The organism is Fervidobacterium sp. 2310opik-2, from assembly GCF_011057735.1.
GTDB classification, from domain to species: domain Bacteria; phylum Thermotogota; class Thermotogae; order Thermotogales; family Fervidobacteriaceae; genus Fervidobacterium; species Fervidobacterium nodosum.
The window spans coordinates 26280-42974 of sequence record NZ_LNGG01000027.1; the positions used below are offsets into that span (position 1 = coordinate 26280).

General features: G+C 37.6%; 14 protein-coding genes and 1 pseudogene. 14 read left to right on the forward strand and 1 reads right to left on the reverse strand.

Features of this window, described 5'->3' with window-relative positions; all coding sequences use genetic code 11:
* Positions 1–147: 147 nt before the first annotated feature.
* The 9 genes and pseudogenes from AS161_RS08625 to AS161_RS08665 form a co-directional block, all read left to right on the forward strand.
* Positions 148–480: pseudogene (locus AS161_RS08625) on the forward strand (nuclear transport factor 2 family protein); the annotation flags it as partial.
* Entirely contained in the window at positions 480–1502 is a 1023-nt protein-coding gene (locus AS161_RS08630) for an SDR family NAD(P)-dependent oxidoreductase (protein WP_164542506.1), read from the forward strand. The pseudogene AS161_RS08625 and the gene AS161_RS08630, both read left to right, overlap by 1 nt.
* Positions 1495–3075 carry an NAD(P)/FAD-dependent oxidoreductase gene (locus AS161_RS08635; RefSeq protein WP_164542507.1) on the forward strand — a complete coding sequence of 527 codons (1581 nt, stop codon included), beginning with the start codon at positions 1495–1497 and terminating at the stop codon, positions 3073–3075. Before AS161_RS08630 ends, AS161_RS08635 begins: the two co-directional genes overlap by 8 nt.
* A gap of 35 nt (positions 3076–3110) precedes the next feature.
* Positions 3111–4682 carry an FAD-dependent oxidoreductase gene (locus AS161_RS08640; protein WP_241241375.1) on the forward strand — a complete coding sequence of 524 codons (1572 nt, stop codon included), beginning with the start codon at positions 3111–3113 and terminating at the stop codon, positions 4680–4682.
* Between the two features lie 220 nt (positions 4683–4902).
* Entirely contained in the window at positions 4903–5853 is a 951-nt protein-coding gene (locus AS161_RS08645; RefSeq protein WP_164542509.1) for a hypothetical protein, read from the forward strand.
* Positions 5850–6227: a GntR family transcriptional regulator gene (locus AS161_RS08650; protein ID WP_164542510.1), complete on the forward strand. Its 378-nt coding sequence runs from the start codon at positions 5850–5852 to the stop codon at positions 6225–6227. The genes AS161_RS08645 and AS161_RS08650 overlap by 4 nt, the downstream gene beginning before the upstream one ends.
* Entirely contained in the window at positions 6220–6795 is a 576-nt protein-coding gene (locus AS161_RS08655; protein ID WP_164542511.1) for a hypothetical protein, read from the forward strand. Before AS161_RS08650 ends, AS161_RS08655 begins: the two co-directional genes overlap by 8 nt.
* The gene (locus AS161_RS08660; RefSeq protein ID WP_206518807.1) at positions 6795–7649 is read left to right on the forward strand and encodes an ABC transporter ATP-binding protein; all 855 of its coding nucleotides are present in this window, start codon (positions 6795–6797) and stop codon (positions 7647–7649) included. Before AS161_RS08655 ends, AS161_RS08660 begins: the two co-directional genes overlap by 1 nt.
* A gap of 102 nt (positions 7650–7751) precedes the next feature.
* Entirely contained in the window at positions 7752–10409 is a 2658-nt protein-coding gene (locus tag AS161_RS08665; RefSeq protein WP_164542512.1) for a hypothetical protein, read from the forward strand.
* Between the two features lie 96 nt (positions 10410–10505).
* Here the strand turns inward: AS161_RS08665 and AS161_RS08670 are convergent, their stop codons facing one another.
* Positions 10506–11186, reverse strand: a complete 681-nt coding sequence (locus AS161_RS08670; protein WP_164542513.1) for a hypothetical protein — start codon at positions 11184–11186, stop codon at positions 10506–10508.
* A 272-nt stretch (positions 11187–11458) separates the two neighbouring features.
* Between AS161_RS08670 and AS161_RS08675 the strand changes: the two genes are divergently transcribed.
* The 5 genes from AS161_RS08675 (at position 11459) to AS161_RS08695 (ending at position 16685) form a co-directional block, all read left to right on the forward strand.
* On the forward strand, positions 11459–11977 hold the full coding sequence (locus AS161_RS08675; RefSeq protein ID WP_011993718.1) for a nitroreductase family protein: 519 nt from the start codon (positions 11459–11461) through the stop codon (positions 11975–11977).
* 40 nt (positions 11978–12017) lie between these two features.
* On the forward strand, positions 12018–12866 hold the full coding sequence (locus tag AS161_RS08680; protein ID WP_011993717.1) for a DUF4438 domain-containing protein: 849 nt from the start codon (positions 12018–12020) through the stop codon (positions 12864–12866).
* Between the two features lie 304 nt (positions 12867–13170).
* On the forward strand, positions 13171–14154 hold the full coding sequence (locus AS161_RS08685) for a ketoacyl-ACP synthase III (protein ID WP_164542514.1): 984 nt from the start codon (positions 13171–13173) through the stop codon (positions 14152–14154).
* Positions 14155–14193: 39 nt separating this feature from the next.
* Positions 14194–15390, forward strand: coding sequence for a TetR/AcrR family transcriptional regulator (locus AS161_RS08690; RefSeq protein WP_164542515.1), 1197 nt, complete (start codon positions 14194–14196; stop codon positions 15388–15390).
* A gap of 11 nt (positions 15391–15401) precedes the next feature.
* The gene (locus tag AS161_RS08695) at positions 15402–16685 is read left to right on the forward strand and encodes an acetyl-CoA hydrolase/transferase family protein (RefSeq protein ID WP_164542533.1); all 1284 of its coding nucleotides are present in this window, start codon (positions 15402–15404) and stop codon (positions 16683–16685) included.
* Positions 16686–16695: the final 10 nt, after the last annotated feature.

The window sequence follows — 16695 nt, forward strand, 5'->3', positions numbered from 1 at the left end:
GATGGGTGAGAAATAATGATAGAGAATAGTGAAGAGAAAAAATACTGTATAGAGAGCTTGGAGCAGTTGATTGAGCTGTGGGAGAAGACTTACAACGAGCAGGGGAAGTTAGATTGGTCGCATCTGCTTCCGTAGTACTATGCGGATGATATTGTGTTCAGGGATTCTATCCAGGAGATACACGGTATAGACGAATTTAAGGCGATGGTTGAAAGGTTAACGAAAAGATCGCAAGAGCTGAGGATGAAGATTGTAAACGCTGTGAAAGAAGGGAATTTGATATTCGTTGAGTGGGAAATGACTATATTGTTTAAAAAAACTAGAAAGTCTGTGGTTTACGGTGCGAGTAGGTTGATTCTTAACGATGAAGGTAAGATTGCATCGCAGAGAGATTATTACGATTTGTGGGGAGATATATTCGATAATATCCCCGGATTTAATAAATTGTACCGGAAGTTCATGAGGAGAGTGTTTGGTTGATGGAAAAAAGTAAAAAAAGTAAAAAAAGCAAAGTGTGGAAGTACTGGCGAGAGTACAAATGGTCGAATGTTTTTGAGATGCTGAAAAATATGAAGGAAAAGCCAAAGCAATGCACGGAAAGGTGCGATGGGAAGGTTGTTGTGATAACGGGCGCAACTTCCGGTATTGGTTATTATACAGCGAAGAAGTACGCTTCTATGGGTGCACGGGTGATAACGATAAATAGGAGTAAGGAAAAGTCTGAGGCTTTGGTTAGAGATATAGAACGGGAGTTCGGCGTGAAAATTGAGTATTTTTTAGCTGATTTGAGTAGTTTGAAAGATATATACAAAGCTGCTGAGTTTTTATCATGTCTTAAAGAACCCATCGATGTTTTGATACACAACGCCGGAGTGTATTTAGACAAGCGTACATTAACCGTCGATGGGCTTGAGACGAATTTCGTCGTTCACTATCTTGCACCTTTTATTATTAATTACCACCTCTTGGAAAAGTACAAAAAAGATAAAAAGGGGAGGATTATCCTTGTTAGTTCTGAAGGGTACAGGTTTGCTGTGTGGGGATTGAATTTGGATGATTTGCAATTTGAAAAGGTAAGATACACCGGTTTAAAAGCCTACGGCAGTGCAAAGCTTGCTCAGATTTTAACGATGCACATCTTCGCAGACTTACTGAAACCTTACAATGTTACGATAAATGCGATGCACCCTGGTATGGTGAGGACGAATACCGGCAGGGATAACAGTGCACTTTATAGGTGGTTCAAAAAGACGTTTATAGATAGTATTTCGCAAACACCAGAGATTTCAGCACAAGCGCTGTATTATTTAGGCGTCTCAAAAGAAGTCGAGAATATCACAGATAAATTTTTCCATCTCACAAAGATAGAGGAACTAGCCCCGCCAGCGAAAGATATGGAAGAAGCCAAAAAACTTTGGGATTTAACTCTTAAGATGATTGATTCTTTTGGATTAGGTGTTAAAAAATCTGTAGATTTTGTTGGGAGTGATGGATGTGCGTAAGGAAGTTATTGTTGTAGGCGGGGGTATAGCTGGATTGACTGCCGCACTGACACTCTCAAGTAAGGGTAAAGATGTTTTGCTCATAGAGAAAAATGATTACTGTGGTGGGTTGATGAATACTTTTGAGAGGGATGGTTTCAGATTCGAAGGTGGGGCAAGAGCACTTGTAAACTCGGGACTTGTCAAGCCACTTGCAGAGGAATTTAAGATAGACATAGAATTTCTGCCAAATCCTGTGTCGATAATAGTTGAGGATAAGGTGTTGAAAATAAACGGTGTGGAGAGTATATATGAGTACGCGAAAATTTTGAAGGAATTGTATCCTGAAAGCATGGGAGATGTTGATAGGATAATCCTTGCAATTAAGGGTGTCATTGAGGATATGAAGGTTCTATACGGTGTCGATAATCCGCTCTTTGAGAAAGGTAAGAAAAATATTTTGAATCTTTTGTATGTTGTGCCGTGGTTTTTCAAATTCCTTAGGACGATTTACAGAATAGGTAAATTGCAAGAACCAATTGAAAGTTATATGGATAAATTAACTTCGAATCGTTCACTGAGGGATATAATAATTCAGCATTTCTTTAAGGGGACGCCAACGTTTTTTGCGTTGAGCTATTTTGCGTTGTACAACGATTATATATATCCAAAAGGTGGGGTTGGGAATTTTACAAGAAAGATCGCGGAGAAGATAAAAGAAATGGGCGGAGAAATTTTGTTGAATACAGAGATTGTGAGTGTGGATGTATCGGAAAATAAGTTAATTGACAGTAATGGGAAGGAATACAATTACGAAAAGCTCATATGGGCGGCTGATTTGAAGCAATTCTATTTAAACGCGAAGAATATTCCAGAAAAATTCAAAGGTAAATTTAACACCGAGAAGGAGAAAATTCTCAGGGCAAAAGGCGCAGAATCTGTTTTCTCGCTCTTTTTGGAACTCGATATACCTGCTGAGTTTTTCGGTAAGATAGCAACTGGGCATATGTTCTACACACCGAAAAAGGAAGGATTGGGCGAATTGCACCGCTTGGAATTGAAAAGGCTTATACAAAATTGGAAGAACATAAAGAAAGAAGATGTTTACTCTTGGTTGGAGAAGTTTGTAAAATACAACACGTTTGAGATTTCCATACCCGCACTGAGGGAAAAGCAAGCGGCACCTGAGGGTAAGACGGGAATGATTGTGAGCTTACTTTTTGATTACGAACTAACGGAGTTGATATACAAAGATGGATGGTACGATGAATTCAAAGAAAAATTCAGCGAGTTTGTTATAGACGCTATTTCTGAAGGTGTATTCGATGGGGTGAAGTTGAAAGATAAAATTATCGCGAAGTTCTCGGCTACGCCGATTACTATACACAAGATAGTGAAAAGTTCGGATGGAGCTATCGTAGGTTGGAGTTTTGAGGAAGGCATACCTGTGAATGCGAGTATGATGAATATGAAAGCAGCTGTTAGAACATCGATACCGAATGTTTTCAAAGCAGGACAATGGACTTTCAGCCCTGCAGGTGGTCCAACTTCGATAATGATAGGAAGAATGGCGGCGAATGAGTGTGTTAAATGAGTATGTTAAATAATAAATAAATGAAGGTGATTACTTTGAAGAAAAAAGTGGTAGTTGTAGGTGGGGGAGTAGCCGGTTTAACGGCTAGTTTGTATTTGCTTTTGGGAGGACACGATGTCACACTTATAGAGAAGAACAATTACTGCGGTGGGTTGGTGAATTCGTTTAATAGAGCGGGTTTTATCTTCGATGGTGGTGTCCCAGCGCTTTTAAATGCTGGGATAATTTTGCCTATGCTGAAAGAAGTTGGAATTGATTTAAAGTTTGTTAAAAACAAAGTTTCCGTTGGTATAGATGACAAAATTGTGCACGTGAAGGGCGAGGAAAGTTTTAGGGATTACGTAGATATGCTAAAAGAGATTTATCCGGATAGTGTGGAAGATATAGAGAGATTGGCGTTGGTTATTTTGAGCGTTATGAACAGTATGAAGATTTTGTATAGCGTCGATAATCCACTCTTTGTAGAGAAGAAAGAATTTAAGACTTTTAAGACTTATCTGCCCTGGCTTTTGAAACTTCTAAAGACCGTGTCGGTTATGAACAAGCTCAAAGAGCCTGTTGAGGATTATGTAGGAAAGATTGTGCGAAACGAATCTATTAAAGATATACTTACTCAGCATTTTTTCAAAAATACACCCGCGTTTTTCGCATTGAGTTATTTTTACGCATACACGGATTACATCTACCCTGAGAACGGTATCGGTGAATTGGCACGGAAGATGGAAGAGAAGGTAAGGGAACTTGGTGGTGAGATTGTATTAAATACGGAGATTGAAAAGGTAGATGTTGACAAGCATTTGATTCTAGACGGTGATGGAAGGAGTTGGAGATACGATAAATTAATCTGGGCAGCTGATTTGAAGAGGTTGTGCAAAATAGCTAGCTGTGGTAGAAAAAGTGAAAAAATGGAGGAAGAAAAGGATAAAGTGTTATCTGGAAAGACCACTGAATCAGTTGTGAAGGTGTTTATTGCTGTTGATGAACCGGTTGAGTATTTTGAAAAGATATCAAACGCGCATTTTTTTTACACCCCAAGCAAAGAAGGTATAGGTGAAATTGAGCACTCTAAACTTGAGAATTTGAAAAGTGCAATTAGGAAAGATTTTAATAATTTTGATAAAAACGCGATTAGTGAATTTATTGCTAAGCTTTGTAATTACACTTCGTATGAGATATCTATACCTGCTTTGAGAAACAAAAATTTGGCTCCGGAAGATAAGACAGGTTTGATAGTCAATTTCTTTTTCGATTACGAACTTGCAAAGATGGTCCATGACGCGGGTTGGTACGCTGATTTAAAAAGCATTATTGAAGAGAATGTAATTGAAACATTATCAAATACAGTCTATTCTGGTCTTAAAAATAAAGTAATTTTTAAATTTTCTTCGACACCTTTAACAATAGCAAGGTATGTGGGTACAACAAACGGTGCAATTGTTGGTTGGGCGTTTGGTAAACTTGGAGAAAAACAGCCTATAAAGAATAGTTTATCGCGTGCGTATTTGACTGCGTTTCCGGATATATACAAAGCAGGTCAGTGGGCGTACAGTCCAGCCGGTGTTCCGATGGCCATTTTGACTGGTAAACTAGCTGCGGAGAAGGTTTGAAAATTCTGGAAATTCTAAAAATAGAAAATACGAAAATATGGCTTCGGGAGAACCGAAGCCATATTTTTTAGCTTTTATCACAAAACGTTACTCAAAATTTACACAAAAGATACTTTAGTTTTCTGTATTGAGTACTATAATTATAGTGTTATATAATTATATAACAATATAAAATAAAAAATAAAATTGAAAATTGGAAAATAGTTTTGGAGGTGAGAGTGTGAGAGAGGATGTTAAGTACGTTTTGTTGATTACGTTGTTTATTGTTTTGCTAGGTTTGGTCGGTTTTTTTGTGGAGTATGGACCGTTGAAGGTTGTTATTGTGTTTTTCGAAGTTGTGTTAGTTGGGTATGTGTTTAAGTACTATACGAAGAAAATTGCTGGTTTTATTGTTTTGGCTATTATTTTCTTTCTGATACCGATGGCGAATTTTTACATGTTCAGCTATCTTGTTAAAACGGAGAGTAGCTTTACTTCAACGCTTACGGAGTATATCCAAAATATTTTTGGCTCGAGTTCAGAGGGTATGATTTACCATCCAGATAAATCTTTAGAAGCAAAACAAAATGTTGTCATTGATATTCAAGGTAAGGCTGAAGTTGAGTTTGTCGAAGGCAATCAGATAGAGTATCCAAGCGTGCTAAAAGTTGACGTTAGTGAAAATTCTGTGAAGATATTCGGTGGGAAGAAGAATTCAAGGTATTTGATTAAAATTGGAAAAGACAATTTGAAAGTTTTTGAAGCTTCAGCCGTTGGAGTGGAGCTTTCAGGTAAGGTTGAGCTAGATGATTTGAAGGTTGATAGTGTGTCTGTAAAGGTGGAAGGTGAGATATCGGCAAATGGTATGGAATTTGATGGTACAGGTGTTGAGTTGAAAGGTACGTTTAAAGCTGAAAAGATAAATTGTAACAGTGTTGGTATTGACTTTAATGGAATTTTCGAGGCTCGTTATATTGAACTTGAAGGTGTTGGGATAAATTTGGACATCAAGTTGAGTAACTGTAGGAAGTTCACGGTTTCTGGAACGGGTGTGAATGGCAAGGTTGAGTACCTTGGGAAAGAAAAGCTAAATATGGAGTTAAACGCAGTTGGTGGTACTGTTAAGTTGAAGAATTTATCGGATGTTGATATAAATATCCAAAGTAGTGGGGTTAAGGTCGTGAGACAATGAGCGGGAATCAATTTGTGGATTTCAAGAAGGTCGATAAGCACAGTGGTGTGCCAGCTTATTTGCAGATTATAAACCAAATAAAGGCGAAGGTAATAATAGGGCAGTTGAAGAAAGGGACTCAGCTTCCACCTGTCAGGGAGCTTGAGAGGATTTTCGATGTGAATATAAATACGATATTGAAAGCTCTTGAGCGTTTGAAGGTTGAGGGTTTGGTCGAAGCGGAGCAGGGAGTTGGCTATTTTATTTCAGGGGATATAGATATCGATAGGGATGTTGTCAACACGGTAGAAAATTTGGTGCAAAGATTGAAGAGTAAGAATGTAGATTTGTACACAACTTTGGCTTTAATCGAGGAGGTGTGGAATAATGGGTGAATACGTTGATTACATTAATTATTTATTCGCTTATTTTAGAAAGCAATTTACGGAAAAATCACGCACGATAGTTTTTTTCTTTATTTTGATGTTGTTCCCAAGTGTTGATACGAAGATGTTTTTTGGCTTTTTGATTATTCTCTTTTCACTTATTAGCGATATTCGACATAAGCGTATAGATTTGCTAACTTTTTTGCCATTTACAAGGAAGATGATATATTGGTTTGAGTTTTTGTTTTTGATGTTCCTTGTTTTTTTGAGTTCTATGGTTAGTCTCCCATTTTACGATAAATTATCTTCTGGGTTTGCAGATTTACTTTCCGTTGTGATTTTTATCGCAGGTTATTACGGTATGATAATAATCCTTTCGATGCTTGGAATTGACGGTGTTGCCGCGGGGTTTATTGTGTTTGTGGTTGATAAGATGCTGAGTTCGTTCTCCGCTTTTAAATACTATTCGTTTATCAGTCCATCGGCTCAGGGAAATAAATTAGCAGCTTTGATTTTTGCAGCTGTTGTTTTGTACTTCGGTCAGGTGATGTTTGAGAAGAAGGGAGGCGAACGATAATGGAGTTTAATGAAGAATATATTTTGCAGGTTGAAAATTTAAGTAAGAGGTTTTCTGATAAGCAGGTTTTAAGCGATGTGTCGTTTTCAGTTAAGAAGGGGAGCATATTTGCGCTGATAGGTCCGAACGGTTCGGGAAAGACAACGACTATACGGTGTGTACTCGACGCCATTCCAAAAGATGGTGGAAAGGTTAAGCTATTTGGCTCAGATTACCTTCCTTCCGTGAAAAAGAAGATAGCGGTTGTATCAGAAGACAGGAAGGTTTTCAGATATTTTACAGCTAACGATTACGAAGCGCTTTGGTCGGCTGTTTATCCGAATTGGGATAAAAGGACGTACGATACTCTCATAGCAAGATATAACTTTAACTTGAAACAGAGGGTTGAGGATTATTCAATAGGTATGAAAACGTTATTTTTCGTTATACTTGCGATTTCATCCGGCGCTGAATTGTTGATATTGGACGAGCCTACCCAACACCTTGACCCGACTGTGAGGTTTGAGATAATGAGGCTTATAAAGAGTATAACTTACGAGGGAAGGACTGCGTTGATCTCGTCGCATGAGATTTTTGAATTGGAAGAGTACGCAACGGATTTCGCGATTATAAAGTCTGGCGTGGTGATTTATTCTGATTCTATCGATGAGGCAAAAGAGAAACACAGAATTGTTGGAAAAGGTGAAGAGATTGCTCCTGGGAGTATAATAGGGATAGTGGGCGATGAGGTGCTTATAAGAGTTAATGAAGAAGATAGAGGAAATAAAGATGTTGGAAGATTTCCGAAATTGAACGATATAGTTGTTGGGTATTTGAATTCATTGGAAGATAGGAAAACTGTACCGATTGCTTAAAATAGACAAATGAGCTATAATAGTTTAAACCATTGGCTTGTAAACGCTATAAAAGTTGTATAAAACTTGTATAAAACTTGTATGAACAGGTGGGGTGAAAAGATGGCTGGTAAGTTTAGGAGATTGTTTTTGTTTGCCGTGATTTCTCTTTTTTTGTTAATTTCGTTAGTATCGTTCGCTGGTGTGTTACATTTTGAGCATGCGGATGTGGTTTATCCAGATTTGAGGTACATCGATACGGCTATAAAGGTAGGGAATATATTTGAAAGTGTCCGCCAAGATGTTATTAATCTTGTTGGTTACGATCCTGGAAGAATAACTATTATCTTGCAAGATAAGGGAACTGTAAGCAATGGTTATACACAAGTTTTACTCCATAAAACAATAATTCTTTACACATGGCCAACGGAAGGGTATATGGGATTTTATCTGCCGTTGGAAGATTGGTATACGTATTTGATTATCCATGAATTTACGCATATGTGTCACCTTTCGTATCAAGATGAGCTTGGCAAGTTTATAAGTCTGATAACGGGTATCCCTTATCTTCCACAGTTGTCAAGTCCTTTTGTTGAAGGTACGACTGTTTTCGCCGAGAGTTCTTTTTCGCTTTCATCCGGAAGGTTAAATAATCCGTTCTTTTCATCGGGATTGTATTATTACTCTTTACCGAATTTCCCATCGTTTTCGTATAAAGAAACAATGCCTTTAGATGATTACCGTGGTGGATTGTTGTATTACAATTTCACAGCTGGGTTTTATAAATATCTTGCCGATACTTACGGAATTGATAGTGTAAAGAAATTTTTGAATGTAACATCCCAAACGAATATACCATTTTTAACCCTTGGGGCAACTCAAACAACTCAAGATCCATACGAATCGGTATTCGGTAAGAAGTTTGACGAGCTTTACACAGACTGGATTATGTCACTTACAAAATTAGATTACAATCAAGGAAAGTTGGTCTACAATCTCAGAAATTCGTTGATACTAAGAGTTGATTCCGCAGGGAAAGAGATTGCACTTTTAAGGCAGACTTTTGGTCCAGTTTCTTCGTACGTTGGAGCTTTTGAGAGTGGGTTAGTTTTTATAGATGATGCGAAATTTAAACAGATGAAGGATATCCCGTTGAATGCGGATGAGGTCAAAATCGATGGAGATAACATATACGCGCTCCAACCTTCGCAATTTTTAGATAAAGTTGAGAAAAAACTTTGGCTTGTAAATCAGAATAAAGTTATCGCTTCAGGATATATAACGTCTTTCGGAGTTAACAAAGGTGAAGTTTACGTAAGTTTGTACGACCCAGTATCTTTAAAATCGAAGGTTAAATCTTTGAGCAATGATTTGTTTGAATACACTTACTATGGTTACATAAAGAATATGGATGTTTCAGAAAATTACATCGCACTGTTGACTTTGGATAATAGTATTATAATCCTCGATAAAAAATACAAAGAAGTGGCTAAGATTAAAGACAGAAATATGAAAGGTCCTTATGTAAAGCTTCAAGGCAATAAAGTGCTTTTCTCCAGAGTCGAGGGGAATTACATAATTCCGTATTACTATGATATTGAAGGTGGAAAATTCTACAGACTTTCTGAGAAAACTCTTCTTTCTGACTTCACAATTCACAACAACGAGCTTTACTATGTGAGTTACACCCCGTACGGTAATACCGGAGGTAACGGCATATACAAAAAAGAGATACAATTGCAAGAACTATCAGAACTGCCAAACGAAAATCCGTCCTCAAAAGTTAATATAGCTCAGCATAAGTACGTTGATGGTGATGAATTAGCGTTTAGAATCAATGAATTTCTCAAACCGGTCACCTGGGCTCCGATGTATTCTTACACGCAACTTGAAGATAACAGTCTTATTCACACACTTTATATGATTTTCACATTCACTAATATAGAGAATGATACAGCTTTTGTTTTAACACCTATATTGGATATTGCCCAGAATGACCCAGAAAGCCTTGATTTCCAAATTTTAGGTTACAGACAGTTTGTTGGTTTTCTTAAGATGGGGGATTATTATGGTATATCGGCAAGTTACATTTATCCATCTAACGAGTACAGTGTCTCAGCTGAATTGCTGCTCGGTTCATTTGACTTATCGCCAAAAACAAGTGTTTACGCTTTATTAGGTATAGATTCTAGGTCTAGTGAAGGTTACAATTTAGATAATGTATTTAGTTTAATCGGTGGTATCTCAGCTCCGTCGATAAAATTAAATACGCTGAGTTTTGGATTATATGTACCAACCAATATTTTCTCAAAACCTGTACAATTTAGAAATTGGGTTATTTTAAGTAACGATGATTACACAAAGCTTTTTGATATAGACAGTGTTTATTTTCAGCATTCAGTCGTATTTGCGCTTAACACAGATACAAGCTTTTTAGGACTTTTGCTATGGAATTTGTCTCAGCCAGAGAACATGTATTACGACGCGTCTTTGGCATTTACACTTTTCAAAGATTCAGCGGAATTGTTTGGAGGCAATGTACTCTTTAGAAACTCAGGTCTAACAATAGGGTTTGCAAATCCAGCAGGTATCCATGGTATTTACACGCAGTTCTTTGTCGAAACTTACCTTGCGGGTATGAAATTATATCCAAATGCTGGTGTGTTTGTTCAATTGATGGATTTGTATGGTTTGCCAGCGCCTGATTTCCAAGGGATAGTTTATATAGGTTTGGGTAATTCACCACATATGCTTAATATTTTGTCAGGTATGCCGTATTGATTGTAATTGATAGTAAAAGAGTCAAAATTAAAAACTGCCACTTGGACTTCAAGTGGCAGTTTTTTATTTTTGTCTTAAATTGTCTCAAAAAATATATCAAAATCCAAAGCCTATACCTCCATATAGCGCGTAATTGAGCAAGAATTTATAATCATTTTGAATTATTCCTGTTAGTTGTTTTCCATTTACTTGCCATCCGTCGATAGAATACCCTGCGAATACCATCGCGCCTGCTTGTAATTCTGCAAAATTGCTAATTTTAAGCGCTAATGCCAAGCTTCCGCTAATTGATAAGTAACTTATATTAGCACCAAGGTATCCTTCGAGAGTTCCATTTTTTAGATCTGTTAAGCTAGTGTTATCCTCGTTTACTTTTCTACTAAGTGCTATGTCAAAACTTCCAAATCCCAATCCTGCTATCAAACCAATAGGACCAAATGAAATATTGCTGTACCCTGCACCGTATCCACCAGAAATCTCAAGCTTATACTTTGCGCCATCTTTTGTAATTTCGTTTTCTCCAGCAAAGCCATATCCACCACTGCTCATTTTTCCAGGAAGCCCGCCATAACCGTATCCACCTATCGCAAATACGCCGGACTGGAACTCGCTGAAATCCAAAATAGGCACGTTGATGTTTTTTAGACTAAGTAACGATCCACCTGGGAAATAAAGTACCATTGGACCGCCACCACCGAACTCGAATGCAAATCCCAAGGAAAATGACAACAAAAGTACAGCCGAAATAACATAAAGTACTTTCTTGGATTCTGCCATATACTTTTCCTCCTTCTAAATGTTCACAGTTTTTACGGTGGTTTATATTCCACCAATTTTTGGAAAATTAGATAGTAATTGTCTATTTAGGTAATTATTTGATTAATTTTTAATTATATCATTTAATTTGACAATTTATTTTATTTTTTCGTTCAATATCAAAATTAGAATTTTGGATTTATGTTTTTTTATGCTATAATTTAAATAGTTAGCTCTTCGTACTTTTTAGTTATCAGAATAATAAGCAATATTATAAGTAAGGGGGAGTTGGCATGGATATACTCGAAATAATTCAAAAACGTAGAAGTATAAGGTTATTTAAAGATATGCCTGTTTCTGATGAAGTGCTTGAAAATATCGCAAGATACGCGCTTTTGGCACCAAGCGGGAGAAATTCAAAACCCGTTGAGTTGGTAATTGTACGAGATAAAGACACTATCAAAAAGATTATGAAAGCACGCGAAGGTGCATTTTCATTTTTGAATACGGCACCAGCTTGTATAGTTGTTACCGCAATGGAAGATAGTAGTACTTGGATGTCAGATGCTTCAATTGTTGCAACGTACATCCAGCTTTTAGCTGTAAACTTTGGCTTGGGTAGCTGCTGGGGTCACGCACACGATAGATACCACAATAACCTATCTGTGGAAGGTGAAGTCAAGGAAATATTGAATATACCAGAAGGCTACAGAGTATTGTGTGTGATTGGTATTGGGTATCCAAACGAAGAAAAACAGCTTCATTCTTTAGATGAAGTAGAGATGAAGAAAATTCATCGAGAAAAATGGTAAGTTGTTTCTAAATTCTTTTAAATTCAGAGGAGGTTTTAAAATGCGCACGAACAAAGAAAAAGTAGTGAAGCTCTCCATATTAGTGGAAGTTGCGCACCCAGTTGTGAGAATGCCAGTTGTGGATGGTAATGGGAATTCGTATTATTTTCCGGGAGTTGGTGGTATTACGTACAATTTTGGTTTAGGTGATAATGCGTTTAAGATGCACGGTGACCACGTTGAACCTGATGTGAGTACCAAAAATTCCAACAAAGATTTGAATCCAACGTGTATGGCTTTAGCTTGTATAGGTAACGAAGCTGTGGTGGTTTCTGGTGATGGAAAAGGAATGAAAGGTTACGTCATCGGTAAGCATGGTGGAATTGATCATGTGCTCGTTTGGGTACCAGATAAGGAAAAATTGACTATTGGTGATAAAATTCAGATAAAAGCGTGGGGACAAGGATTGGAACTCGTTGATTATCCAAACGTCAAAATGTTCAATATAGACCCTGAACTTTTTGAGAAGATACCAATTCAAGAAAAAGATGGAAAAATCCACGTACCTGTGACAGCAATCGTCCCTGCTTATTTAACTGGTTCTGGAATAGGTGCTGGTAATCCGGCTGCGACAGATTACGATATGAACACCTTAGATGAAGCAGAGGTAAAAAGAGTGGGTTTAGATGAAGTTAGAATAGGTGATTTGGTTGCAATCACTGACCATTATAATGGATACGGTGCGGGTGGATACAAAAGTGGTTCGATTTCGATAGGTGTTGTTGTGCATTCCGATTGTTTCAAAACGGGTCATGGCCCTGGCATGGTTATCATCATGACAGCACAAAACGGAGAGATTGTGCCGGTTATAGACAAGGAAAGTAATATAAAAAAGTACCTCGGGATATAGTTTAATTATCTAAGTCTGAAAAAAATAAAAAAGCCCCACTGAAATGAAAAATCAGAAAGAAAAGTGGGGCTTTTTCATTTTTCATTTTTTAGGTTTAATGTAATTGTGCATAAAATTTTCCGAAAAATGAAGCATTTTTTCTTTATGTTGCTATAAATCTACATAAATTATGAATTTGGCTATTTTAAACGGATTTTTTATTTAGATAACTATGTTATAATCTGAAAGGTGATTCATATTTATTATTTTTGTTCTATTATTTCAAAGAGTTTCGAATGAAATTTGAAGGGAGGAATTTTTTGCTATGAGGTATGCAAAGATTATTTCATCGGGTATGTATGTTCCACAGAAGATTATGAGCAACTCTGAATTTGAGAAGCTTACGATGTTTACGATTGATCCTTATTTTTCTGATGTTATTGGTATTAATCATAGGCACGTTTCCGAGGATTGGGAGACGCCAACGTATATGGCAGCCGAGGCCGCGAAGAAAGCTTTGCAAAGGGTTGGTATGAGCCCAGAAGAGATTGACTTGATTATCGTTGGTACGGATACTCCAGAATCTGTATCTCCACCAGACGCGCCAAGAGTACAATATCTTATCGGTGCGCACAAGGCAGAGCCTCTTGCATTTAATGTTAATGCTTCATGTGCTAATGGTGCACTTATGCTTGATATTGCAGCTCGATATATAGCTATGGGAGATTACAAAAACGTCCTTGTGATTGGTACTTACGCTATGACGAAGTTTCTCAGTTGGAAGTACTCTTGGGAAGCTCTCTTCAGTGATGGTGCCGGTGCTTTACTTTTGACTGCATCGGATGAACCCGGTTTCATCGGTAGCGTGGCACGAGCTGACGGTAGTTGGTGGCAGAATTGGGGTATATACATGGGCGCTGGAACGATGAATTTGCAAGGTTTTGAGAGGGGATTACACAAGTTAGATTTGAGAGCAGCATACCCGGCGACAGTTAATGAAGAAGGCTGGCCGATGCTAATAAACAAACTGTTGGAAAAGTATGGAATTTCGAAAGAAGAAATTGGAATGATTTTCTTTACGCAAGTTAGGAAGAAGACTATAGAGAAGGTTATGGAAATACTAGAATTACCAAAGGAAAAAGCCCACATGATTATGCATAAGTACGGCTATACAGGTTCTGCGTGTGTATATATGGCTTACGATGACGCTTTCGATGAAGGCAAATTGAAAGATTTGAAAGGTAAGGTCATTATTTTCTTAACATCTGGTGTTGGATTCCAGCAGGTTGCTGCTGCGTTTAGAATGTAATTTAGGATGTGATTTTTAAATTTAAAAAGGTGTGATGGCATGGCTTCTGATAAGAAAGTTAAACAAAAACGCATTCCTCGCAGGGTTGATGGAATTGAATCAAAAAATAAGATAAAAGTCGCGGCTATTGATTTGTTTAGTAAATCAAATTTTTCTGATGTTTCTATTTCACAAATAACAAAACACGCGAGAATGAGCACGAGCGCGTTTTATCAGTATTACATAAACAAAGACGAGCTTTTTAGGGAGATATTGGAGGAGTTTTTTGAAGATTTAAATGATAATTTGAAAGCCTCCAATTTAAAAGAATCTGCTCTCAATTATTTAGAATACGCTAAAAAGAATCAGAAGCTTTTCAAGATTGTCCATTTAAATGAATATCTTTTTGAATGGATTAGGAATGAGTACGATGGTATCTTTAGAAACATATCTGAAAAATTTGATTTAACGGATGTGGGGTATTTTTACTTTTGGTCTCCTCTAAAGTTTGTGGTTGGATTCTCAGATTTAATTGAGACTGAGATAGTTGGTGAGCATTTCGTTGATTTGTTGGTGAGCGGTATTGTCCCAGAGTGCCCCGATGTTTTGATTCCGGAAGTATTCGCATTTCAACCGAAAAAGCACGTTATTGAAATCGATGAGAAAAGAGAGCACATACTTGCCAACGCAGAAACTCTATTTGGCACTCACGGGTATGAAAAAACTCAGGTTTACGATATAGCTAAAGCTTCAGGAATGGCGGTCGGAACGTTTTATTTGTATTTTAAGAACAAACTAGAGTTGTTGCACGAACTTGTACGTTGGATAAATAAAGGTCTAAAGTACAATGTTAAACTTGCGGTTGAAAGATGTCAAAAGTGTAATAGGTTGGTCCAAGAAATAGCCGGATTGTACGCATTTGTTCAATTTTTTAAAATGCATTCAAACATGTACAGGATAGTGAGGGAGAGTCAGACTATAGATAGGGATATAGCGAAAGAGTATTATTTGTCTATTTATAGACCTTACGTAAATGCTTTGAGAAAATCTGTCGAAAGTGGAAATTTAGTTTTAAAAGGCAAATACGCCCATGAAGAAGAAATCAATTACCTTGCCATTATGCTTATGAGTTTTGGTCATTACATAGGAGAAAGGTATTTGTTGGCTGGTCAGATGAAGGGGGAAAAGAGAGAGGTTTTAGAGTTTTTCTTGAAGGATCTCTACGAGTACATATGTAGAGGATTAGGGGTGAAATGATGGGACTTCCTATGGATTTTGATAAGATGTACAAAGAAAAAGTTGTCGATGTAGATTACGTACTCTCAAAGCTTGAGGATGATTGGACTATAGTCGTGGGTATGACTCCTATGGAACCGAAGGTTTTTCAAAGGAATTTGCACCGCACAAAAGCTAAAGGTTTAGAGGTTTTTACGTGTTTGAATACCGAACCTTACGATTACTGCAGTAAGCCAGAGTATTTCGATAAGTTTTACAATTACTCTTGGTTTTTTGGTCCGTACAACAGGAATCTTTCAAAGAATACGTATTACGTTCCAAACAATCTCCACCAATCGGCGACAAATCTCATCGAAACAACGAAAATAAATGTTTTTGTCGGTGTGGCATCACCTATGGATTCGAAAGGTTTTTTAACGCTCTCTGCGAGTGTGGTTTACGAAAAAGATGTGCTTGAACACGCGGATATGGTTGTTTTGGAGGTAAATCCGAACGCTCCTCGAACACATGGGGATACACAAGTTCATATATCGGATGTGGATTACATAATAGAGGTAGATTACGAATTACCTCAGGCGGAATTGCTTGAACCTATGGACGTTGAGAGGAAGATTGCGGAGAATATCGTCGAACTTATAGAAGATGGATCAACTATTCAATTGGGTATTGGTGGTATCCCAAATGCTGTTGCGAAGTTTTTAAAGGACAAAAAAGACCTCGGGGTACACACGGAGATGTTTACAGAGAGTATGATTGAGCTCTTTGAGATTGGTGCAATAACTAACAAGAGAAAAACCTTATGGAATGGAAAGTTTGTCTGTACGTTCGCGTACGGTTCGAAGAAGATGTATGAATTTCTTGATGAAAATCCCGCGGTTTTGTTTTTGAGGGGAAGGTATGTCAACGATCCGTACGTTATAGCTCAAAATGAGAAGATGGTAAGTATTAATACAGCTTTGATGGTTGATTTGACTGGTAACGTGTGCTCGGAAGCGATTGGCACAAGACATTACAGTGGTACAGGTGGGCAGCTTGACACACACAGAGGTGCTGTGAAGAGTAAAGGTGGTAAAGGGATAATCGCTATGCGCTCAACTGCAAAAGATGGAACGGTCTCAACGATAGTTCCAATGTTACCAGCTGGTTCGCCGATTACCGTTCCAAGACAGGAATTGGATTACATCGTTACAGAGTGGGGTGCTGTTAGATTGAGAGGTCTTCCAACACGAAAGCGTGTTCAGGCTTTGATATCAATAGCTCACCCTGATTTTCGTGAAGAGTTAACAAAGCAGGCAAAGGAAATTGGGTTAATCTAGTATTACTGTT

Coding starts and splice junctions, on each gene's coding strand:
- AS161_RS08630 (WP_164542506.1), top strand. CDS start 480: ATGGAAAAAAGTAAAAAAAGTAAAAAAAGCAAAGTGTGGAAGTACTGG.
- AS161_RS08650 (WP_164542510.1), top strand. CDS start 5,850: ATGAGCGGGAATCAATTTGTGGATTTCAAGAAGGTCGATAAGCACAGT.
- AS161_RS08655 (WP_164542511.1), top strand. CDS start 6,220: ATGGGTGAATACGTTGATTACATTAATTATTTATTCGCTTATTTTAGA.
- AS161_RS08660 (WP_206518807.1), top strand. CDS start 6,795: ATGGAGTTTAATGAAGAATATATTTTGCAGGTTGAAAATTTAAGTAAG.
- AS161_RS08665 (WP_164542512.1), top strand. CDS start 7,752: ATGGCTGGTAAGTTTAGGAGATTGTTTTTGTTTGCCGTGATTTCTCTT.
- AS161_RS08670 (WP_164542513.1), bottom strand. CDS start 11,186: ATGGCAGAATCCAAGAAAGTACTTTATGTTATTTCGGCTGTACTTTTG.
- AS161_RS08675 (WP_011993718.1), top strand. CDS start 11,459: ATGGATATACTCGAAATAATTCAAAAACGTAGAAGTATAAGGTTATTT.
- AS161_RS08680 (WP_011993717.1), top strand. CDS start 12,018: ATGCGCACGAACAAAGAAAAAGTAGTGAAGCTCTCCATATTAGTGGAA.
- AS161_RS08685 (WP_164542514.1), top strand. CDS start 13,171: ATGAGGTATGCAAAGATTATTTCATCGGGTATGTATGTTCCACAGAAG.
- AS161_RS08690 (WP_164542515.1), top strand. CDS start 14,194: ATGGCTTCTGATAAGAAAGTTAAACAAAAACGCATTCCTCGCAGGGTT.
- AS161_RS08695 (WP_164542533.1), top strand. CDS start 15,402: ATGGATTTTGATAAGATGTACAAAGAAAAAGTTGTCGATGTAGATTAC.